16 protein-coding genes are annotated in these 20,448 nt (G+C 62.0%); 6 read left to right on the top strand and 10 right to left on the bottom strand.

Annotation, left to right across the window (positions count from 1 at the left end; all coding sequences use genetic code 11):
• Nucleotides 1–140: 140 nt before the first annotated feature.
• Entirely contained in the window at nucleotides 141–1,742 is a 1,602-nt protein-coding gene (locus GMST_RS15940; protein WP_183355687.1) for a glucose-6-phosphate isomerase, read from the bottom strand.
• 566 nt (nucleotides 1,743–2,308) lie between these two features.
• Here GMST_RS15940 and GMST_RS15935 point away from each other — a divergent pair.
• The 6 genes from GMST_RS15935 to GMST_RS15910 all read left to right on the top strand — a co-directional run bounded on the left by GMST_RS15935 (nucleotide 2,309) and on the right by GMST_RS15910 (nucleotide 7,581).
• Nucleotides 2,309–2,782, top strand: coding sequence for a hypothetical protein (locus tag GMST_RS15935; protein ID WP_183355686.1), 474 nt, complete (start codon nucleotides 2,309–2,311; stop codon nucleotides 2,780–2,782).
• Between the two features lie 425 nt (nucleotides 2,783–3,207).
• Nucleotides 3,208–4,176, top strand: coding sequence for a polyprenyl synthetase family protein (locus tag GMST_RS15930; protein WP_183355685.1), 969 nt, complete (start codon nucleotides 3,208–3,210; stop codon nucleotides 4,174–4,176).
• A gap of 240 nt (nucleotides 4,177–4,416) precedes the next feature.
• Complete coding sequence (locus GMST_RS15925) at nucleotides 4,417–4,677, top strand: hypothetical protein (RefSeq protein ID WP_183355684.1); 261 nt, start codon at nucleotides 4,417–4,419, stop codon at nucleotides 4,675–4,677.
• Between the two features lie 276 nt (nucleotides 4,678–4,953).
• Entirely contained in the window at nucleotides 4,954–6,315 is a 1,362-nt protein-coding gene (locus GMST_RS15920) for a sigma-54-dependent transcriptional regulator (RefSeq protein ID WP_183355683.1), read from the top strand.
• Nucleotides 6,316–6,825 carry a TlpA disulfide reductase family protein gene (locus GMST_RS15915; protein ID WP_183355682.1) on the top strand — a complete coding sequence of 170 codons (510 nt, stop codon included), beginning with the start codon at nucleotides 6,316–6,318 and terminating at the stop codon, nucleotides 6,823–6,825.
• Between the two features lie 39 nt (nucleotides 6,826–6,864).
• Nucleotides 6,865–7,581, top strand: a complete 717-nt coding sequence (locus tag GMST_RS15910) for a cytochrome c biogenesis CcdA family protein (RefSeq protein ID WP_183355681.1) — start codon at nucleotides 6,865–6,867, stop codon at nucleotides 7,579–7,581.
• A 131-nt stretch (nucleotides 7,582–7,712) separates the two neighbouring features.
• Here GMST_RS15910 and GMST_RS15905 read toward each other — a convergent pair whose 3' ends face one another.
• The 9 genes from GMST_RS15905 to GMST_RS15865 all read right to left on the bottom strand — a co-directional run bounded on the left by GMST_RS15905 (nucleotide 7,713) and on the right by GMST_RS15865 (nucleotide 20,426).
• Nucleotides 7,713–8,114 (bottom strand): VOC family protein, encoded by a 402-nt coding sequence (locus GMST_RS15905; RefSeq protein WP_183355680.1) that lies wholly within the window; start codon nucleotides 8,112–8,114, stop codon nucleotides 7,713–7,715.
• Nucleotides 8,115–8,257: 143 nt separating this feature from the next.
• Nucleotides 8,258–9,178 (bottom strand): choice-of-anchor Z repeating domain-containing protein, encoded by a 921-nt coding sequence (locus GMST_RS15900; RefSeq protein ID WP_246399755.1) that lies wholly within the window; start codon nucleotides 9,176–9,178, stop codon nucleotides 8,258–8,260.
• 137 nt (nucleotides 9,179–9,315) lie between these two features.
• The gene (gene lptG, locus GMST_RS15895) at nucleotides 9,316–10,395 is read right to left on the bottom strand and encodes an LPS export ABC transporter permease LptG (protein ID WP_183355679.1); all 1,080 of its coding nucleotides are present in this window, start codon (nucleotides 10,393–10,395) and stop codon (nucleotides 9,316–9,318) included.
• Nucleotides 10,392–11,558 (bottom strand): LPS export ABC transporter permease LptF, encoded by a 1,167-nt coding sequence (gene lptF, locus GMST_RS15890; RefSeq protein WP_183355678.1) that lies wholly within the window; start codon nucleotides 11,556–11,558, stop codon nucleotides 10,392–10,394. Before lptF ends, lptG begins: the two co-directional genes overlap by 4 nt.
• Nucleotides 11,559–11,727: 169 nt before the next feature.
• On the bottom strand, nucleotides 11,728–12,210 hold the full coding sequence (locus GMST_RS15885) for a chemotaxis protein CheW (RefSeq protein WP_183355677.1): 483 nt from the start codon (nucleotides 12,208–12,210) through the stop codon (nucleotides 11,728–11,730).
• A 90-nt stretch (nucleotides 12,211–12,300) separates the two neighbouring features.
• Entirely contained in the window at nucleotides 12,301–14,523 is a 2,223-nt protein-coding gene (locus GMST_RS15880; RefSeq protein WP_183355676.1) for a methyl-accepting chemotaxis protein, read from the bottom strand.
• A 588-nt stretch (nucleotides 14,524–15,111) separates the two neighbouring features.
• A complete protein-coding gene (locus tag GMST_RS15875) occupies nucleotides 15,112–15,597 on the bottom strand; it encodes a chemotaxis protein CheW (protein ID WP_183355675.1) in 486 nt (161 codons plus the stop codon).
• Nucleotides 15,598–15,680: 83 nt separating this feature from the next.
• Nucleotides 15,681–19,637, bottom strand: coding sequence for a methyl-accepting chemotaxis protein (locus tag GMST_RS15870; RefSeq protein WP_183355674.1), 3,957 nt, complete (start codon nucleotides 19,635–19,637; stop codon nucleotides 15,681–15,683).
• 180 nt (nucleotides 19,638–19,817) lie between these two features.
• Nucleotides 19,818–20,426: a CheR family methyltransferase gene (locus GMST_RS15865; RefSeq protein WP_183355673.1), complete on the bottom strand. Its 609-nt coding sequence runs from the start codon at nucleotides 20,424–20,426 to the stop codon at nucleotides 19,818–19,820.
• Between the last annotated feature and the right edge of the window lie 22 nt (nucleotides 20,427–20,448).

The following is a 20,448-nucleotide window of genomic DNA, read 5'->3' as shown; positions in this document are numbered from 1 at the left end:
AAACAAAAGGACCGGCGCCTCAGGTGCCGGTCCCTTCTATCGAACTGCGCAAACCGCGCGGGCGGTGCGCCTAAACAGCTGAAACCTCAACCCACCTTTCCAATACCGGAAGCCGGGCGGCTTGGCAACAAAAAACGGCGTTACCGAGCAACCGCTCTCAACTGGAACCGGCTCTCCCACGGCTTGTCGGCGCTCACCATATGCACACCGTGGTCGGGATTGGCAGCCAGGTGCCGCAGGATGAGGAAGACCGTCTCCACTTCCTCGGGGCGCGCCAGGGCGAGCGCGCACTCCTCGCAGGTGAAGGCGCGGCTTTGCTGGCTCCGCATCAATTCCAGGATCTCGCCCTGCAGCTTGAGTACGGTGCCGGCAGCTTTCTTGCCGGCTTCGACACCGGGCTGGTGGTAGGCGTTCACGTTGATGAGTGAGGCGTAGAGCCCGACGGCCCGCTCGTAAAGGGCGATCAGCACACCTACGGTGAAGGGGGTCACCTCGGGCACGGTGATGGTGATCGACTCGCGCCCGCTTTCGTAGAGCGCGGTCCGGGTCCCCTGGAAAAAGCCGGAGAGGTAGTCGCCGGAGGTGGCCCCGGGCTCGACCTCGCCGGACGTGCCGGGGCGGTCTTTGAGGACTTCGATGAAGGTGGCGAAGAAGTTGGGAACCCCTTCGCGCAGTTGCTGGACGTAAGCGTGCTGGTCGGTCGACCCCTTGTTGCCGTACACGGCAATCCCTTGCAGTACCACCTGCCCGTCCAGGTCCTTCTCTTTTCCCAGGGACTCCATGATGAGCTGCTGCAGGTAACGCGAGAAGAGGAGCAGGCGATCCTTGTAGGGGAGGATCACCATGTCCTTGGCCCCTTTCCCCGCGGTCGCGTGGAACCAGGAGAGCGCCAAAAGGGCGGCGGGGTTTTCCTTGGTAGCGGTGCGGCGGGTGCTGGCATCGCAGCGCCGGGCACCTTCCAGCATCCGGTCCACGTCGATCCCCTGCAGCGCGGCGGGCAAAAGCCCCACGGCTGAGGTTACCGAGGTGCGCCCGCCGACCCAATCCCACATCGGGAAGCGGGCCAGCCACCTCTGCTGGGATGCGGCGCGGTCCAATTCGCTGTCGACTCCGGTGACGGCGACGGCGTGGGCGGCGAAGTTGAGCCCCGCCCTCTGGAAGGCCGCCTGGGCCTCGAGCATCCCGTTGCGGGTTTCTTTGGTGCCGCCGCTTTTCGAGATCACCACCACCAGGGTCTGCGGGAGGGCGGTGCCGATCTCGGCGATGACCCTATCCATCCCGTCAGGATCGGTGTTGTCGAAGAAGTAGGGACGCATGCGGTCCCCGGCGTTACCAAGGCTGTCCGCCACGAACTGCGGCCCCAGGGCCGATCCGCCGATGCCGACCACCAGAAGGCGGGTAAAACGCCCCCCGTCCGGGGCCTTGATGTTCCCGTTGTGCACCGAATGCGCAAACGCCTTAACCGAGGTGAGTGTGCCGGTGATCACCTCGGAAAGCTCCGGAGTGGGTGCCAGTTCGGGAGCGCGCAGCCAGTAGTGCCCTACCATCCGGTTCTCGTCGGGGTTCGCGATCGCGCCACCCTCCAGTTCGGCCATCTGCGCGTAGGCCTGCTGCAGCCGGGGCTCAAGCTCTGCAGAGAACTTCGCCGGGAAGTCCATCCGGCTGGTATCCAGCACCAGGCCGGTTTCCGCGTCTGCATAGAGCCGGTCCTTGAAGCGCTCCCAAAGCTGCAACTTTTCCATGGTCTCCTCCGTACCGCACGTTGGGTAACTCGTATCGGGATCAAGCTATTTCATTAGTAGTTTGGGTGCAACTCCCTTCCCTTCGGCGCCGATTCGGCGAAGGCGATCCCAGGCTTTGCAGGCCTTCGGCCCTCTGGAAGGTGATGCCGCGTCCCTCATGTGCGTCGGGGCATGATAACACAGATTAGATTTTGTTCAAGTGTTCGGACGCCCTGATGCGCTGTTCAAAGGCTGCTTAAGTTCATGAGGTGCTCCATCTTTGCAAGTGGCCGAAAAACAGCTGATATTTCAACTTTCTGCCACCTCTGTGCACCTTGTGAACAAGTTGCGAGCCGGGTGGGGATTCGGAAGGATCAACCTGTGGGGGAGAAAAAGAGCGAAAATCCAGCAGGTTGCAAAAATAATGAAAGCCGGCGCCGGATGGTACGGCTGTTGTAACAGGGGAGACTGCGGCATGCGACACGGTGCGCGACTCCACAGGCAGCATCTCCGCGCGGCTTCACACCGATCTTTGCGGTGAGCCCTCGACCGGCAGCAATCTACCAGAACCAGAAGAGGAGGCGATCATGGGACACAGATGCAAAGAGACGATTCACCGGGCTGGTGCCTACGAGTTTCGGGCGCTCGAGGTGGTGCTGACCAAGAAAAGCCTCCCTGCCGATTGCGGTGCTAGCGCCGTGCTGACCGTGGAAAACGATTGGGACACCTTGAGCTTCGTCAAGGAGAATATGGCTGATATTGCCGCGAATATGGTGAGGGTGAACGCTATGAAAGTGGAAAGCAATCCGCACGTGGAGGAGAGCGCCAAGCTCTTCGAGAACAATCTGCAACCTCTTTTTACCCTGATCAGCGCCACCGCGACGGAGCATGTCATGGACAAGCTTTCCGTTTCCCTGAGAAAGGCGCTGCTCTTGATGGCGATGGATCGCTACAGCTGCGACAGCGAGAGCATCTGCCGCGCGCTGGGAATCACCAGGGTGAAGCTGGAAAAAGAACTCAAGCGCTGCGGGCTGCTGCAGCAGGAGCAGAAGGCGGCGTAGAGGCAGGTTACGGCTAAGGTTAAGGTTGAGGTCGAGACACGGTGGATCTCCTGTCGGGTCCAGGTGGCAGCTCCGGTCTCCTCAACCTTAACCTTGGCCGCAACCCGTTTTCCGCATTCCCCGCAGTCGCCGCTTCCTTCGCGTCCCCTCCGCACTCCTCCTGGTCCAGTTAAACGATCTGCGCAAAAAGTTCGGCGCGACACCTGCCGCAATTGCACCCTCCTTTCCCACAGCCCCGAAGGGGCGCCAGCTGCGGGTCCGACAGCCTCTACCTTGTCGAAATGCCTTGAATAATAGGGCGGGATTTGCTACAGTGCCCCGTCGACCCCGAATGATATATGGCCTCCGTGTCTTGCCGCAAACCCTTTTGTTCCGGGGTTTTGCAACGGCTAGTGGAGGGCCTTTCTAAAGAACCGAGGCCTGTTATGGATGCAGCACTTGCCCTTATTGGGGAAGACCTGAAAAACGTAGAACTGCAGTTCAAGAAGGACCTGCAGTCGGATGTTCCCCTGATCCGCAAAGTCGGCGAGTACGTGCTTTCCAGCGGCGGCAAGCGAATCCGCCCGGCCCTGGTGCTGCTGGCTGCCAAACTCTGCGGCTACCAGGGCGACAGAAGCGTTCCCCTGGCAAGTGTCGTCGAGTTCATCCACACGGCAACCCTGCTGCACGACGACGTCGTCGACAACGCGAACCTGCGCCGCGGCCTCGCCTCCGCCAACACCCTGTGGGGCAACGAGGCGTCGGTGTTGGTCGGCGACTTCCTGTTCTCCAAGTCATTCTCCCTCATGGTGCGCGACGGCGACCTGCGCATCCTGAAGGTTCTCGCCGATGCCACCACCATCATCGCCGAGGGCGAGGTGCTGCAACTCGTGGTGACCAGCGACCTCGACATCACCGTGGAGCGCTTCATCGACGTGGTGCGCTGCAAGACCGCGATCCTCCTTTCGGCCGCCTGCGAGGTGGGTGCCATCCTGGGCGGTGCCGCCCAGGAGCAGCAGGCAGCCCTCGCCGCCTACGGCATGGAACTGGGAATCGCCTTCCAGTTGATGGACGACACCCTCGACTACACCGCGAGCGAGGAGCAGTTCGGCAAGAGCATCGGTCACGACCTCGAAGAGGGGAAGATCACCTTGCCGCTCATCCACACCCTCCAGAACTGCAGCGCCGACGAACGCGAGGTCATCTCCAGCGTCGTCGACAAGGAGCTCCTCTCCGACGAGGACTTCGCCAAGGTCCTCAGCCTCGTGCAGCGCTACGGGGGTATCGAGCATACCATCGCGACCGCCCGGGAACATGTCGCCCTGTGCAGGAAACACCTGGAGTGCTTCCCGGAGTCGGCGGCCCGCGAGGCGCTGGCCGATCTGGCCGAGTACGTGGTGACGCGCGTTAAATGACGAGCCCTCACCTCGTCATTTAACCGACCTCTGCCCCGATTTCCCCACCAAAACCGCGCCTTAGGTATTAGTTTCCTCAAATTATCGCCCTCTCTCCGACGACCTGCGTTTACTATCCGGTGACGTGTCGGCTACTTCCCCACGGTGGCTCGAAAATGACTGCGTTTGCTGCTGGCTCTGGCGTGTTTTTTGCTGGTGTGTAAACGGTAATTTTCTAATGTAGGTTTGCCGGAGGGGAAAATGGACGAAGAGATGCTGCTGCACTCGGCTGAGTTGGAGCTGAACGGGGAAGTATTCCAGATCAACGTTTTTTGCAGTTCCGCCGGACGTTACTTCGCCAAGACCTGCCTGGGCGAGAACGACTTCATCATCACCGATGGCCCTTCGGTGCCGGAAACCCTGCAGAAACACGAAGGGCTGCTCCCCTTGGCCGTCGGTACCCGTGAACTCACCCAGAGCTACCTCGGCTATTGTCGGAGAGCCAGAGTAAGACGCACCTGATCCGGGCCGGAGCTGCGGCCCAACCATCGCTCCAGCCCTGCCGGCACGGCAGGTTGGCCTTGCTCACCCCGACGTTCCTCGAGCAGGGTCCTTTTTTTGTCCCCACCGCGGTTGTCCCGCCCAAACCGCTCCCCCGTCTCAACGCGCAGCGCGCCCCTTCTGGTAATCCCTAGAGCGGTTTATTCATTATAAAAGGGGTTGCCCTGATCCCCGGAATCGGTTAAAAATTGATCTGGATCTGTAGCGGAACGACTTTCTCCATTAGACCGGACCCCCATGACCGCCAGAATTCTCATCATCGACGATGACAGCTCGCTGCGCCGCGTGCTGGAGTACAACCTGCAACAGGAGGGGTACCAGGTCTTTGCCGCGGCTGACGGCGAGAGCGGCCTCAAGATTTTCGAGGAGCGCGCGCCGGCGCTGGTGATCACCGACCTGAAGATGCCGGGGATGACGGGATTTCAGCTCCTCTCCGCGGTGAAGGAGCGTTCTCCCGGTACCGTGGTCATCGTGCTGACCGCCTTCGGCGCCATCGATACCGCCGTGGAGGCGATGAAGCTCGGAGCCTTCGACTACCTCACCAAACCCTTCAACCGCGACGAGCTGAAACTCACCGTGCAAAAGGCCCTGCAGCTTCAAGGGCTTTCCGAAGAAAACCGCCTGCTGAAGGAGGAGCTTTCCGGCCGGGCCGAGTTCAAGAGCATCGTGGGGACCTCGCGCGCCATGGACGGGGTGTTCTCGGTGGTGCGCAAGGTGGCCGATACCGAGGCGACGGTGCTGATCACCGGCGAGTCGGGGACCGGCAAGGAACTGGTGGCGCGTGCCATCCATTCCGGGAGCTCGCGCCGCAGCGCCCCCTTCATCGCGGTGAACTGTGCGGCGATCCCGCGTGACCTCCTGGAAAGCGAGCTCTTCGGCCACGTAAAGGGTGCTTTCACCGGTGCCATCCGCGACAAGGAAGGCAAGTTCCAGCTGGCCGACGGCGGGACCATCTTTCTGGACGAGGTGGGTGACCTGCCGCTCGAGCTGCAGCCCAAGCTTTTGCGGGTCCTTCAGGAGCGGGTGCTCGAACCGGTGGGGAGCACCAGCGTGAACCGGATCGATGTCCGGGTGGTGGCCGCCACCAATGCCGACCTCGAGAAGGCGATCGGCGAGGGGCGCTTCCGCGACGACCTGTACTACCGGCTCTCGGTGATACCCCTGCGGCTCCCCCCCCTGCGCGAGCGCGTGGAGGACATACCGCTTCTGGTGCGCTATTTCTGCGGCAAGTTCGGCGGCAGCTCGGTGACCTTCAGCAAGGAGGCCCTGGAACTGCTCAAGCTGTACCCCTGGCCGGGCAACGTGCGCGAGCTGGAAAATACCGTAGAGCGCCTGCTTATCATGCGCGAGGGGGACGAGATAGCTGCCGGGGAGCTCCCGGAGAAGTTCTCGGCGACCGCGGCAAAGCCCGAAGGCGGGGTGCTGCGCCTGCCGCCGGGGGGGTACTCGCTGGAGCAACTGGAGCGGGAGGTGGTGCTCGAGGCGCTGAACCGGTGCGACTGGAACCAGACCGCCGCGGCGCGCTTTCTGCGCATCCCGCGTCACACCCTGATTTACCGGATGGAAAAATACCAAATCACGCAGCCGGGGAGGAAGTAGATGAAGGGACGCATCGTGGTACTCATGTTGTTGGCGCTCAGCCTCACCTTCGGGTGCACCAAGCGCCAGGAGGTTGCCGCCGAGGGTAAACCCGCCCCGGATTTCACCCTGAAGGACTTGGCGGGCAACCCGGTCCAGCTCTCCTCCCTGAAAGGGAAGGTCGTGCTGGTCAATTTCTGGGCCACCTGGTGCCCCCCCTGCCGCGAGGAGATCCCCTCGCTGGTGCGCATGACCCAGGCCATGCAGGGCAAGCCCTTCCAGTTGCTGGCGATCTCGGTGGACGAGGGGGGGAAAAACGCGGTCGCCGACTTCTTCAAGAAGAGCGGCGCGGTGCTCCCCGCACTGCTGGATACCGAGGGGAAGATCTCCAGGCTCTATGCCACGACCGGGGTTCCCGAGACCTTTGTAGTCAACACCAAGGGAATCATCGTCAAGAAGGTGGTCGGCGCCATGGATTGGAGCGATCCGCAGGTCCTGGCGGCGCTGGAACAGCTGGGCAAGGAAAAATAGACCCTGCGGTCTCCACCGCAGCCGGTCGGAGGTAAAGGTATGGAAAGCTCCAACATAACCCTGGTGGGCGCCTTCGTGGCAGGCCTTCTGTCATTTCTGTCGCCCTGCGTCCTGCCGCTCATCCCCTCCTATATCACCTACATCACGGGGCTTTCCTTCGCCGACCTGCAGGCCGAACACCCAAGTCACCAGGTGCGCCGGCAGACCATCATCCATTCGCTGCTCTTCATCGCCGGATTCACCTGCGTCTTCGTCCTGCTGGGAGCCTCTGCGAGCTTTCTGGGCGACTTCCTGCAGGAGCACAAGACCGGGATCAGGCGCGCCGGCGGCATCCTGATCGTCATCTTCGGCATCCACGTCTCGGGAATCTTCGATATCGGCATGCTTTTGGGCGAGAAGAAGCTCACCCTGCACCGCAAGCCGGCGGGTTACCTGGGGAGTTTCATCGTCGGCGTCGTGTTCGCCGCCGGCTGGACCCCCTGCATCGGCCCCATCCTGGCCACCATCCTCGCCGTGGCCGCCACCGAGGGGCGCGGGGTCTGGCTGCTGCTTACCTATTCGATGGGGCTCGCCATCCCCTTTTTCCTCGCCGCGCTCGCCATGCACCAGTTCCTGATCTTCTTCAGGCGCTTCAAGCGGCACATCCGCCTCTTCGAGATCTTCACGGGGATCCTGATGGTGGTCGTGGGTATCCTGATCTACTTCAACTACCTCACCGTGTTGAGCAGGTACCTGACCGGGATTTTCGGGGAGTAGCAGGGAATACAGCCGTTAAGTGGTTGAAGTGGCCGAGTCGGCACGAAACGGAAAAAACCGTTGGCTCGTTAGGTAGAGTTGCCAGAACTCGACGTAACGGACAACGGTTTTTTTACAGCCTTTTCCCTGTGCTAGATGCTTTCTTCCAGAACCACCAGGTAGCCGTCCGGATCGAAGCACCAGAGCTCCCGGGTGCCGTATGGTTTCAGCTCCAGCGGGTAGAGCACCTCGAGTTCCTCATCGAGGAGTTCCTGGTAGATATCCTCGATCCCCTGGACCTCGACGTGCAGGGTCATCCCAACCCCGAGCGGAAAGGCCTGCAGGCGCGCCTCCAGGACTGGGTGGCGCCGGGAGACCTCTTCCTGCTCAACGAAGATCACCTTGGTCTCTCCCAGGGAAAGCAGGAGGTGTTCCGGTGCGCCGAACGAGGTGAGGGCGCGCTGCACCGGCAGGTCCAGGATCCCGCCGTAGAAGGCCTCGGTGGTGTCAAGATCGGCAACCAAGAGCTGGATAGACTGTAAAACCCCTGCCACGAGCCCCCCGTGCTTCCCGTTTTCTCCCCTGAGCCGTTCCCCGCTCAACCTCTGCCTTGTTTCCGGTCCGACCTGCTGAACACCCGGCTTTTTCTTCCCTCTGCCCGGTCGCATCCAGCCAACGACTCGAACTTACCCGCCCTTCAGGGTGCGCTGATGGTGTAGAGGTTACTCTCTTCGCCGCTCTGGTTGACCACCTGGAGCCTGATGTCCTTGGGGGTCGGGTCGTAGGGGTGGCGCTGGTAGACGATCTGGCTGCACCCCCGGTAGACGAGGTTGTCCCGATCCCCCACAGCCGGGCCGCGGGTCCCGATCCGGGCGCCGTCGGCCACCAGGACCGAGTTCTGCAGGAAGTTCCTCCCGGTGATCACCAGCTCGTAGTAGCTCACAAAATCGCTCCCCACGGCAACGCCCAGGATCTCGGGTCGGGAATCGAGGAAGAGCGCCAGGGTGCCGGAGAGCGCCTCGGGCGGGTTCAGTACCTGTACCTGGTGCAGGCCCGGGGCAAGCTGCGGAGCGAGGAAGGAGAGGGCGTTGCCGGAGACCACCCGGGTGCCGACCGCGGCACCGTCCAGGACGACCTTGCTGTTGGGCTGGAAATTGGCGCCGCTCAACACCACTTCGCGCTCGCGCCCCGAAGCGCAGACGGTGACGGTGTCGGGGAGCAGGCTGGAGGCGACCGGCTTCACCGGCTGCAGGTTGAAGTTGTAGGCACGGCTCGTGGCGCTGTCCTCGCGCTTGAGGTACAGGGCGTAGACCCCGGCGGGGAGCTCGGGGAGCTGGACACTGAGCACCTTCGGCCCGAGGACCGTGGTGGGGAGCTCCTGGGTGCCGAGCCAGGCGACGGTGCCGGGGGTGAACCCCGAGCCGCTGAGGGTAACCGTGGTGCCGGGCTCTCCTTGGGCCGGGATGATGCTGAGGACGGTGAGCGGCGGGAGCTTCGCCTCGGAAGGTGCTGCTCCTTTCCGGGACCCCGCCGCGGTGGGGACGCTCTGGCCGAAGCAGGTGGCCGTTACGGTGCAGCAGAGGCAAATCATGAGGATGTGGGTCAGAAAACGGTTCACGGTGCGCCCTCCCTGTGGCGGTTCTGTAAGGGTAACTTACCGATACTGCACCGATACGAGCGAGGAGGACGGCCGCCGCCCCGAGGGGTGGGCAGGGTCCTCCTTCAGGCTTAATTAGATCATTTGCCCTCGGCTTGTCAACGATCCAGGGTGAGCGAGAGCCAGGCTCCGACCAAGAGGAAGATGAAGTTGGTCGCCCAGGCCGCCACCATCGGGGGGAGCAGCCCGACCTGGCCGAAGGAGATGATCACCGAGTTGACGATCACGTAGAGAAAGCCGATCCCGAGGGAGAGCCCGATCCCGACCGCGATGCCGCTGGTGCGGCCGCCCCTGAGCGCAAAGGGGATGCCGAGGAAGGACATGATGGCGCATCCAAAGGGGAGCGAGAAGCGGCTGTGCATCTGCGCCAGATAGCGGGTCGGGTCGTAGCCGCCGGCCTTGAGCTTGTCGCAGTAGCGCCTGAGTTCGATGATGGTCATGCTGTCCGAGTACTTGCCGAGCACCTTGAGGTCGTCGGGTTTGAGCTTGAGCGGCACCTTGAGGCTCGGAAAGCGGCGGGTCTGGGTAACCTCGCCCCCCTGGAAATCGCGCACCTGGGCGTTGACCAGGGTCCAGCCGCTGGCACCGAGCACGCCGGAGTCGGCGTCGGTACGCTGTACCGGCTCGCTGCCGTCCTTCAGTTGCCAGAGCGTTACCCCCTTGAGGGACTGGCTGGAGGGGTCGAAGAGGCTCGCCCTGAGGATCGCCCCCTCCTCGCGGTGCCAGATGTTGTGCTGCCGGAAGTACATGCTCGGGCTCTTCTTCTCGATCAGCACCTCCTGGATGTAGGTCCGCTCGGCGTAGCTTCTCGGGAGCACCAGCTCGCCCACGAACAGGCTCGTGAGGCTCACCAGAAAGGCGATGCACAGGATGGGCGCGCTGATGCGCCACAGGCTCACCCCGCAGCTGCGCATGGCGGTGAGCTCGCTGTTCATGGAGAGGGTCCCCAGGGTGAGCAGGGTGGCCATCAAGACGGCAAGGGGGGCTGCCTGGCTCACGACCTCCGGGGTCTTCGCGATGAAGAAGGCGGCGATGTGGTACCAGTGGGCGCCATGGCGGGTGAAGCGGGCGATCTTCTCCATGAAGTCGACCACCAGGTAGATGGCGATGAAGGCCCCCAGGCAGAGCCCGAGCATCTTCAGGTAGGCCTGGGCCACGTAGCGGGTCAGGATCCTCATCGCGCCCCCTTCCTGGCAAAGCGCGACTTGATGAAGGCACCGAGTCGGGCGAAGCCCTCGGTCAAGGGGAGCGGCTGCTCGTTGGCGGTCTTGTGGAAGAGGTAGGCCCCCAGGATCAGGAAGAGCAGGTTGGGAGCCCAGCAGGCGGCGACCGGCGACAAAAGCTGGCGCTCGCCCAGGGCCTTGAAGGCGGAGAGGGCCACGTAGTAGAGCAAAAGCACCCCGATGCTGAGCGAAAAGCCGGCGGCCTTGCCGGAGCGCCGGTTCTGGATCCCCAGCGGCATGGCGAGCAGGGTGAAGACGAAGCAGGCAAAGGGGAGCGCGAGGCGGCTGTGGTACTCGAGCTGCATCGAGAGGAGTTCCTTGGGCTTGTAGCGCCCCGCCGGCGGGTGGATCAGCTCCTCGAGGGTCATCTCCTCTTCGCTCTTGTTCTGGTTGCCACCCGGCTTGGCCAGGGAGACCCTGAGGTTGTACTCCTGGAAGTCGACCATCCGGTAGCTCCCGGTCTCGGTGGAGCGGTGGATGCTGCCGTTGTTCAGGTGGAACTCGATCGAGTGGGCCTGCGGGTCGGCCAACAGCGCACCGGACTTGGCGAAGATGGTGGCCGGCTCCTTGGGGTCGCGCTCGTCGTGGATCACGATCCCGCTCATGGTCTGACCCTTCTGGGTGAAGGTCTCCGCGTAGATCACCATCCCCGGGAAGGCGTCGTTGAAGACCTTTTCCTTGATGACGACCCCGGCACTGGCCTGTGCCACTTCGATGAGGAGCTTCTTGAACGAGCTGTTGCCCCAAGGGACGGCATAGACGGTGACCCACAGGCAGGCGGCGCAGGCGAACAGGGAGAAGATCATGGGGGGCGGCAGCATCCCGTAGAGGCTGATGCCGCAGCTCTTCATGGCGGTGATCTCGCTGTCACCGGAGAGCCGCCCGAAGGCGAGCAGGATGGCGAGCAAAAGCGCCATCGGGATGGTGAAGAGCCAGAAGGAGGGGAGCAGGTAGATGACCATCCAGAGCACGTCGGCGAAGGGGACACCCTTCTCCACCACCATCTCGGCGAGTTTCAGGAACCTCCCCATCAGGAGCACGAAGGTAAAGGTGCACATCCCGACCAGAAAGGGGGGCGGTATCTCCTTGAAAATATACGTGTTCAGGGTCTTTCTCATGAATCCAGCATGATACATGAGATGGCGGGGGAAGTAAAGGAGAGAGGCAGGGGCTAGGGGCTGGGAGCTGGGAGCTGGATACCGAGCGGACGGTTTGAGGCTCATAGGGTGGAAAGGAGACTGGAGACAAGAGGTTTTCCCCTCGTCCCCAGTCCCTCGTCCCTGCCTTTTACGCGGCCTTGTCGATATTCAGGTCCGCGCCCTGGAAGATCTTGTCGAGGTCGAGGATCATCATGAAGCTGCCGTTGTGCTTGCCCATTCCGACGAGGAACTCCATATTGAGCCTGGTGCCGATTTTGGGTGCCGGCTCGATCTGCTCGGGCTCGAGGTCGATCACCTCCTGCACGGCGTCGGCCAGCACGCCGATCACCACCTGGTCACCCTCCAACTCCAGCTCGACCACGATGATGCAGCTGTTCACGGTCTGCTCGGTGGCGCTCATACCGAACTTGAGCCTCAGGTCCATGACCGAAACGACGCTGCCGCGCAGGTTGATCACGCCGCGCATGAAGGGAGGCGTCCTCGGCACCTTGGTCACCGTCGTGAAGTCGAGGATCTCCCGCACCTCCGCCACGTCCAGGGCGAAGGTCTCGTCGCCGAGCCGAAAGGTAAGGTACTGGGTGCTTGCCACTGTGATTTCTGCTGCGCTCATACTCGTGCTCCTTTAACCTCGGGTGTGGGTTGAGGCCGAGGGCGGGCAAGGCGACCTCTCGACCTCGACCTCAACCCACACCCTGCCTTGTCAGTACTTTTCGAATGCCGAGTCTTGGGCGTCGGCCTCGTCCAGATTAAGCGCGTGGCCGGCGACCGCCTGCTTTTTGGAAACGGTGGAGCCCTGAACGTGCTGCGGCGCGGCCACCCGCTTGGCTTCGGCCCGCTGACGCGCCACCGGCTTGGCGGCCCCGGCGCTTTCCTTCACCTTGAAGAAGGCGATGGTGGTCTGCAGCTGCTCGGCCTGGCTGGAAAGCTCCTCAGCCGTCGAAGACATCTCTTCGGCAGCTCCGGCGTTTTGTTGAATGACTTGATCGAGCTGCTGGATCGCCTTGTTGATCTGGGAGGAACCGGTGTCCTGTTCCTTGGAGGCCGCGCTGATCTCCTGCACCAGCTCGGCGGTCTTCTGGATGTCCGGCACCAGCTGCGCCAGCATCTCACCCGCCTTTTCCGCCACATCCACGCTGGAGATGGAAAGTTCGCTGATCTCACCGGCCGCCGCCTGGCTTCTTTCGGCGAGTTTGCGCACCTCGCTTGCCACTACCGCGAACCCCTTGCCGTGCTCGCCGGCGCGGGCCGCCTCGATCGCCGCGTTCAGGGCCAGCATGTTGGTCTGGCGCGCGATCTCCTCGATGATGTTGATCTTGCCGGCGATCTCCCTCATGGCGTTCACCGTCTGGGCCACCGCCTTGCCACCCTCGATGGCGTCCGACGCGCTCTTTACGGCGATCTTTTCGGTCTGCAGCGCGTTGTCGGCGTTCTGGCGGATGTTTGCCGACATCTCTTCCATGGACGAGGAGGCCTCTTCGGCGGAAGCCGCCTGCTCGCTGGCACCCTGGGAGAGGTTCTCGGCGCCGGAAGAGAGCTCCATGCTCCCCTGTGCCACGTTGTCGGCGGCGCTCTTCACCTCGGTCACCACGTCGGAGAGCTGGTTCACCATGGCGGAGAGTGCACGCATCAGCTCGTCCTTCTCGGAACGCTCCTTGATATCCACCAGGAGGTTGCCGCCGGCGATATCCTGGGCGGCCTTGGTGATGGTCTCCATAGCGGCGATCAGGATGTTCAGGTTGTTCTTGAGCTCGTTGAAGTCACCCCTGTACTGCTCGACGATGCGCGGCGGGATGTCCCCCTTGGAGATGCGGTCCACGTACTGGGCGGCCACGTTCAAGGGGCCGATGACCGCATCGAGGGTGTCGTTCACGCCGGAGACGATCTTCTGGAAATCGCCCTGGTGCCGCTTCGCGTCGGCGCGGGTGGCAAGTTTGCCGGCGATCGCGGCTTCTGCCAGCATGTTGGCGTCCTGCACAAGCGCGTTCACGTTGTCGATGCAGTTGTTGAGGTTCACCTTCACCTCGTTGAAGTCGCCGTTGTAGGTGTCGGTGATCTTGGGCGGGATGTCCCCCTTGGAGATGCGGTCCACGTACTCGGCGGTCACGTTCAGGGGGCCGATTACCGCGTCGAGGGTCTGGTTGATGCCGGTCACGACCCCGCGGAACTCGAAGTTGATCTTGTCGGGTTCGCCGCGGGTGGCCAGCTTGCCGTCGATCGCCGCCTCGGTAAGCCTGCGGCACTCCTCGAGGAGCGACTTGAGGATGTTGCCGATGTTGCGCGAGAGGAACAGGCCGACCCCGATGCCGAAGAGCACGCTCCCCACGATGAGCGCGAGCAGATAGCTGCGGCTTTGCAGGTAAAGCGCGGTGGTCTCGTCGGAGATGCGCTTGGAGTTCGCTTCCTTGATCTTGGTAAGCTCGGTGAGCGAGTCATCCACCGCGTTTATCTTTTCCCGAGCCTCCCCGGCGGCGAGATCGGCCGAGGCCTTCTTGGCGCTGAGCTGTTCGCCGAGGGCGAGCTGGTTTACCCGCTGGGCGACCGGCAGGTACTCCTGCCACTGCTTGTCCAGCTTAGCCAATGCGGCCTTTGCCTTCTCGGAATAAAAGAGCGTGCGCCCCTTTTCCAGGTTCTCCTGGTACATCTTCAGGTACTCCTGGAAGCGCTTGGCGTACAACTCCCGATCGGCCTTGGTCGTGGACAGGATCAGGTTCTTGCTGGCGCGGTCCATGTAGATGAGGTCGATGTTGGCCTCCTTCACATAGGAAAGCCCGAGCAGCTCTTTCTGGTAGATCTGGTCGGCCCGGTCGTTGATGGTACCCATGTTCTTGATCCCGATGTAGCCGACGATGGCGGTGATGCCGGCCAGGATCACGAACGATGCCATTAGTTTCTTGCTGATGGTCAAACTGTTAAGCAGGTTCATAGTGAGGTCCTCGTGTGTGGTTGACGTTGCCGAAACTGGTGCACTGCGGGTTGCCGGATCTGGTTGCTTATGACGCTGTTTTCCTCCTTCATGAGCGTAACCCCGGCAGAGAAGGCCGTGCCGCAACCGGCAGCACGTCTAGCAGGCCGCCGGCACAAGGTTCATTAACCAGTTCGGAGCTGACGTATACTTCCTAAAGTCCGTGAATGTCGGTTTTTCATGTAGTTTCGGATCTTACGGTGTGTAGGATTATGTAAGGTTTGTTTGGCGAGTGACTAGAGGCTAGAGGCTAGAGGCTAGAGGCTAGAGGCAGGGACTGGGGACTGGGGACGGAGGACGGAGGACTGGAGATCTTCGAGTCGGGCTGAAGCTGCGGCTGGGATTGGAATGGCTGCTGGAAGCGAAACGGGGAGAGCGAGTGGGTCGGAGAACGGGAGAGAACCGAAGACGGGATGGGGCCAGAGCTGGAAAACAGCTGGAAAACAGGAAACGGAGAACAAGCGGAACTGGGGACAGGGAACTGGGAAGTAAGGTTTTCGCCCTCCCTAGTCCCCAGTCCCTAGTCCCTGCCTTTAATCCCTGCCTCTCTTACGCCGCCGACTGCTCGACTTCGAGGTCGGAGCCCTGGAAGATCTTGTTGATGTCGAGAATCATCATGAAGCTGCCATTGTGCTTGCCCATCCCCAGGATGAACTCCATGTTGAGCTTGGTGCCGATCCTCGGGGCCGGCTCGATCTGCTCGGGCTCGAGATCGATCACCTCCTGCACGGCGTCGGCCAACACGCCGATCACCACCTGATCCCCCTCGAGGTCCAACTCCACCACGATGATGCAGCTGTTCACGGTCTGCTCGGTGGCGCTCATACCGAACTTGAGCCTCAGGTCCATGACCGGAACCACACTGCCGCGCAGGTTGATGACGCCGCGCATGAAGGGGGGCGTCCTCGGCACCTTGGTAACCGTAGTGAAGTCGAGGATCTCCCTCACTTCCGCCACGTCCAGGGCGAAGATCTCGTCCCCGAGTTTGAAGGTGAGATACTGCGTGCTTGCGCCTGCCGTTTCTGTTGTGCTCATGTCCCGCTCCTTGGTTAAGGGTTGAGTGGAGGTCAAGGCAGGGAAGGGGAGCATACGCCCCTGACCTTGACCTCAACCGGTTCCTAATACTTCTCGAAGGCGTCGTCCTTGAAGTCGACGTCGTCCATGGCCAGCGCGTGCCCGCCTACCGCCTGCTTCCTGGTGGCCGGCTCGTTATGCACCAGGTGCTGCACGACCGGCTTCGCGATCCTCTTACTCTTGGCCGGTGCGGCGCCTTTGGCGGACCCGGCACCCTCCTTGACCTTGAAGAAGGCGATGGTCGACTGCAGCTGCTCGGCCTGGCCGGAGAGTTCTTCTGCCGTCGAAGACATCTCTTCGGCAGCTCCGGCATTTTGTTGAATAACTTGATCGAGCTGCTGAATCGCCTTGTTGATCTGGCTTGCCCCGGTGTCCTGTTCCTTGGAGGCCGCGCTGATCTCCTGAACCAGTTCGGCGGTCTTCTGGATGTCCGGCACCAGCTGGGCCAGCATCTCTCCGGCCCGCTCGGCGACATCCACGCTGGAGACGGAGAGCTTGCTGATCTCACCGGCTGCGGCCTGGCTTCTCTCGGCGAGTTTCCTCACCTCGCTTGCCACCACCGCGAACCCCTTGCCGTGCTCGCCGGCGCGTGCCGCCTCGATCGCCGCGTTCAGGGCCAGCATGTTGGTCTGGCGCGCGATCTCCTCGATGATGTTGATCTTGCCGGCGATCTCTTTCATGGCGTGGACCGTCTGGGCCACCGCCTTGCCCCCTTCGATGGCGTCCGAGGCGCTCTTCACGGCGATCTTCTCGGTCTGCATCGCGTTGTCGGCGTTCTGGCGGATGTTGGAGGACATCTCCTCCATGGACGAGGAGGCCTCCTCGGCGGAGGCCGCCTGCTCGCTGGCACCCTGGGACATGCTCTCGGCCCCGGAGGAAAGCTCCATGCTCCCCTGTGCCACGTTGTCGGCGGCGCCCTTCACCTCGCTCACCACCTCGGAGAGCTGGGCCACCATGGCGGCAAAGGCCTTCATGAGCTCGTCCTTGTCGGAGCGCTCCTTGATGTCCACCAACAGGTTCCCGCCGGCGATCTCCTGGGCGGCCTTGGTGATGATATCCATGGCGGCGATCAGCACGTTCAGGTTGGTCTTGATGATGTTGTACTGCCCCCTGTACTCGGCGGTGATGGCCGGCGGGATGTCCCCTTTTGAGATACGGTCCACGTAGTCGGCGGTCACCATGAGCGGATTGACGATGTTGCTGACCGTGTCGTTGACCCCGGCCACCAACTTGTTCCAACCGCCCACGAAGAGCTCGGCGTCGGCACGCTGGTCCAACTGGCCGTCTGCTGCGGCCCTGATCAGGATGTCAGTCTGGGAGAGCAGGTTGTTCATCATCATGACCATGTTGTTCAGGTTGATCTTGATGACGTTGTACTGTCCCTTGTACTCGGTAACGATGGCCGGCGGGATGATCCCCTTGGCGACCTGGTCCACGTAGTCGGCGGTCACCATGAGCGGATTGACGATGTTGCTGACCGTGTCGTTGACCCCCGCCACCAGCTTGTTCCAGCCGCCGACGAAGAGTGCCGCGTTGGCGCGCTGGTCCAGCTGGCCGTCTGCAGCCGCGACGATGATCTTGTCGGTTTCGGCCAAGAGGTCGTTCATCATCTTAACCATGTTGTTCAGGTTGATCTTGATGATGTTGTACTGCCCTTTGTAATCGGTGGTGATGGCCGGCGGGATGATCCCCTTGGCTATCTGGTCCACGTAGTCGGCGGTCACCATGAGCGGATTGACGATGTTGCTGACCGTGTCGTTGACCCCGGCCACCAGCTTGTTCCAACCGCCGACGAAGAGCGCAGCATTGGCACGCTCGTCGAGTTGGCCGTCCGCGGCAGCCTTGATGATCTTGTCGGTTTCGGCCAAGAGGTCGTTCATCATCTTGACCGTGTTGTTCAGGTTGTTCTTGATGACGTTGTACTGCCCCTTGTAATCGGTGGTGATCGCCGGCGGGATGATCCCTTTGGAGATCTGGTCGACGTAGTCGGCAGTCACCATGAGCGGGTTGACGATGTTGCTGACGGTGTCGTTGATGCCGGCCACCAGCTTGTTCCAGCCGCCCACGAACTGGGTCGCGTCGGCGCGGCGATCCAGATTCCCGTCCGTCGCCGCCTGGATGAGCACGAGGAGCTCGGACTCGAAGCTCTTGATGTTCTGGCGCAGCGCCTCGATGGTGTTGTTGATGAACACCTTCTTGCCGGGGAACTGCTCCAGTTCGGCGTCGAAGTTCCCCTTGCCGAACTCGGCGATGCAGGCCATCGCCTTCTTCTTGACCTGGATGTGGCCGTTCACCATGGTGTTGACCCCTTGGGCCATGACCTGGAAGGCGCCCTGGTAACGCTCGACCGGCATCACGACGTCGATGTCACCTTTGTCGTGCTCCTCGGACATGTGCTTCATGTCGGCGATGAAGTCCTTGATGTTGCCGCGCACCACCTCGATGGTGTCGTTGATGAAGGCCTTTTTGCCGGGAAACTGCTCGAGGTGCGCCTCGAAGTTCCCTTTGCCGAACTCGGCGATGCAGGCCATCGCCTTCTTCTTGACCTGGATGTGGCCGTTCACCATGGTGTTGACCCCTTGGGCCATGGTGCGGTAGGCGCCCTGGTACTTCTCCACCGGCATGACCACGTCGATATCGCCGAGGTCGTGCTGGTGGGACATCTCGTTCATGTCGGAAAGCAGGTTGTTCAAGGTCTCGATGCAGTTGTTGAGGTTCAGCTTCACCTCGTTGAAATCGCCATTGTAGTTGTCGGTGATGCGCGGCGGGATGTCGCCCTTGGAAATCCGGTCTACGTACTCGGCAGTGACGTTCAGTGGGCCGATGACCGCGTCGAGGGTGTCGTTGACGCCGGTGACGATCTTGCGGAAGTCGCCCTGGTGGCGGCTTGCGTCGGCGCGGGTGGCGAGCTTTCCTTCCACTGCGGCCTGGGAGAGCAGGTTCGCGTCGGCGATCAGGGCGTTTATGTTGTCGATGCAGTTGTTGAGGTTGATTTTTACCTCGTTGAAGTCGCCGTTGTAGCTGTCGGTAATCTTGGGCGGCATGTCACCTTTGGAGATGCGGTCCACGTACTCGGCGGTCACGTTCAGCGGGCCGATCACCGCGTCGAGGGTCTCGTTGACGCCGGAGACGATCTTCTGGAAGTCGCCCTGGTGGCGGCTTGCGTCGGCGCGGGTGGCGAGCTGGCCGGCGATGGCTGCGTTGGAGAGCAGCGTGGTGTCCGCGACGAGCCCCTGGATCGCCTGCACCATCTTCTGCATGGACTGCTGCAAGAGCCCGGTTTCGTCCGAGGCCGTGGTGTCGAGCACCACGTCGGTGTCCCCGGCGGCGATCTTGTTGGCGGCAGCGATGCAGGTCTCCACCGGTTTGATTATGGAGCGGGTGATCAGGTAGGCGATCGCAATGCCGAGCAAAAGCCCCGCGAGCACCAGGCCGATGATGATGTTTCTCGTAGCCGATGCCACGACATCCGCCTCTTTGCCGGCTTTTTCAACAAGCGTGTCCTGGAACTTCCCCAGCTTTTCGAGCGAGGACAGATAGGCGGTCTGAGTGACCCGGTTGTCTCCGAGCAGCAGGGTACGGGCTTCGGCCATGCGGCCGGCTTTCAACAGGGAGACGAACTGGTCGGTCGAGGCACGGTAGGCGGTCCTGGCACTGTTGACCTGCTCAAGGAGTTTCTTCCCCTCCTCGCTGGTGATCATCTTGGTTAGCTTCCCCATGCGGTCGTTGACGACCTTGCGCTGCTCCGCAATAAGCTCGAACTCCTTCTGCTGGTTGCCGGGGTCGAGCAGCATGTTTCGCGTGCCCAGGGCCGAGACGTTGGCGGCGTCCACCACGTCATTGACGAGGACTGCCTTGGGAAACTTGTCGTAGGCCATCTGGTTGATCTCGTGATCAAGCCCGTTCACCCGGATGATGGCGAAGACCGAGATGGCGCAGAGCAGCACCAACAGTAGGCCGAAGCCGACTCCCAACCGTACTCCAATGCGTAAGTTCTTCATGCGTCCCTCCCAGGATGTGGTGCAGGTATCGTGATACGCGGTATGTTCTGGTTTGCCGACGATGCGTCGTGCGGCTAGATCTTTTCCAGCACCTGTCGGACCACGCAGAGCTGTCGGCCACGTTGTTGCCGGGCGCTGCAGCTGTAGGTCCGCTCGCTCTTGCGCAGGATGATCTGTAGCTTAGTCTCCGATCTTCTTGTACAACTGGGCGTCTGGCACCACCTGGGTGAACAGGTGGGACACCTCGGCCGGGAGCTTCTGGGTGTTCTCGGTGGCCAGGTAGCCGCCGGGGGCCAGTGCCTGGTGGAACATCTTGAATACCTCGACGCGCTCGGGATACTGGAAGTGGAGCATGACGTTCTTGCAGACCACCAGGCAGTAGTCCGAACCGATCGGCTTCAAGGAGAGCAGGTCGTGGTACTGGAAGGTGACCCGGCCGCGCAGCAGCTCCACGGCCCGCAGCTGCCCGGGGCGTTCGGCCGGCTCGAAATATTTCTCCAGAAACTCCGGCGGGGTGCGCTGCAACTCTTCCTTGGGATAGGCCGCCGCCCGCACCACGTCGCCGAAGTTGTTGGCGCTGTCGTAGTCCGTGGCGTCGATCCGCAGGTTGCGAAAACCGTATGGGTTCATGCGCTGGGCGAAGATCATGGCGATGGTGTAGGTCTCCTGCCCCAGGGCGCACCCGGCATCCCAGATCTTGATCCGGCTCCGCCCACTGGCGTACTCGATCATCTGCTGCGCGGCGTGTTCCAGGGTAGGCTGGTCGCGCATGAAAAAGGTGAAGGCCATCTCGTCCTCGGCTCCGTACCAA

The sequence above is a fragment of the Geomonas silvestris genome (genome assembly GCF_014193515.1).
Taxonomy (GTDB): domain Bacteria; phylum Desulfobacterota; class Desulfuromonadia; order Geobacterales; family Geobacteraceae; genus Geomonas; species Geomonas silvestris.
The sequence above is the reverse complement of the archived record's forward strand: the minus strand, read 5'-3'. Positions and strand labels throughout refer to the sequence as shown.

Excerpts from the sequence above, each read along its gene's own strand:
- GMST_RS15915 (WP_183355682.1), top strand. The coding sequence starts at position 6,316 with ATGAAGGGACGCATCGTGGTACTCATGTTGTTGGCGCTCAGCCTCACC.
- GMST_RS15920 (WP_183355683.1), top strand. The coding sequence starts at position 4,954 with ATGACCGCCAGAATTCTCATCATCGACGATGACAGCTCGCTGCGCCGC.
- GMST_RS15925 (WP_183355684.1), top strand. The coding sequence starts at position 4,417 with ATGGACGAAGAGATGCTGCTGCACTCGGCTGAGTTGGAGCTGAACGGG.
- GMST_RS15865 (WP_183355673.1), bottom strand. The coding sequence starts at position 20,426 with ATGGCCTTCACCTTTTTCATGCGCGACCAGCCTACCCTGGAACACGCC.
- GMST_RS15870 (WP_183355674.1), bottom strand. The coding sequence starts at position 19,637 with ATGAAGAACTTACGCATTGGAGTACGGTTGGGAGTCGGCTTCGGCCTA.
- GMST_RS15885 (WP_183355677.1), bottom strand. The coding sequence starts at position 12,210 with ATGAGCGCAGCAGAAATCACAGTGGCAAGCACCCAGTACCTTACCTTT.
- GMST_RS15880 (WP_183355676.1), bottom strand. The coding sequence starts at position 14,523 with ATGAACCTGCTTAACAGTTTGACCATCAGCAAGAAACTAATGGCATCG.
- lptF (WP_183355678.1), bottom strand. The coding sequence starts at position 11,558 with ATGAGAAAGACCCTGAACACGTATATTTTCAAGGAGATACCGCCCCCC.
- GMST_RS15935 (WP_183355686.1), top strand. The coding sequence starts at position 2,309 with ATGGGACACAGATGCAAAGAGACGATTCACCGGGCTGGTGCCTACGAG.
- GMST_RS15875 (WP_183355675.1), bottom strand. The coding sequence starts at position 15,597 with ATGAGCACAACAGAAACGGCAGGCGCAAGCACGCAGTATCTCACCTTC.
- GMST_RS15930 (WP_183355685.1), top strand. The coding sequence starts at position 3,208 with ATGGATGCAGCACTTGCCCTTATTGGGGAAGACCTGAAAAACGTAGAA.
- lptG (WP_183355679.1), bottom strand. The coding sequence starts at position 10,395 with ATGAGGATCCTGACCCGCTACGTGGCCCAGGCCTACCTGAAGATGCTC.
- GMST_RS15910 (WP_183355681.1), top strand. The coding sequence starts at position 6,865 with ATGGAAAGCTCCAACATAACCCTGGTGGGCGCCTTCGTGGCAGGCCTT.
- GMST_RS15940 (WP_183355687.1), bottom strand. The coding sequence starts at position 1,742 with ATGGAAAAGTTGCAGCTTTGGGAGCGCTTCAAGGACCGGCTCTATGCA.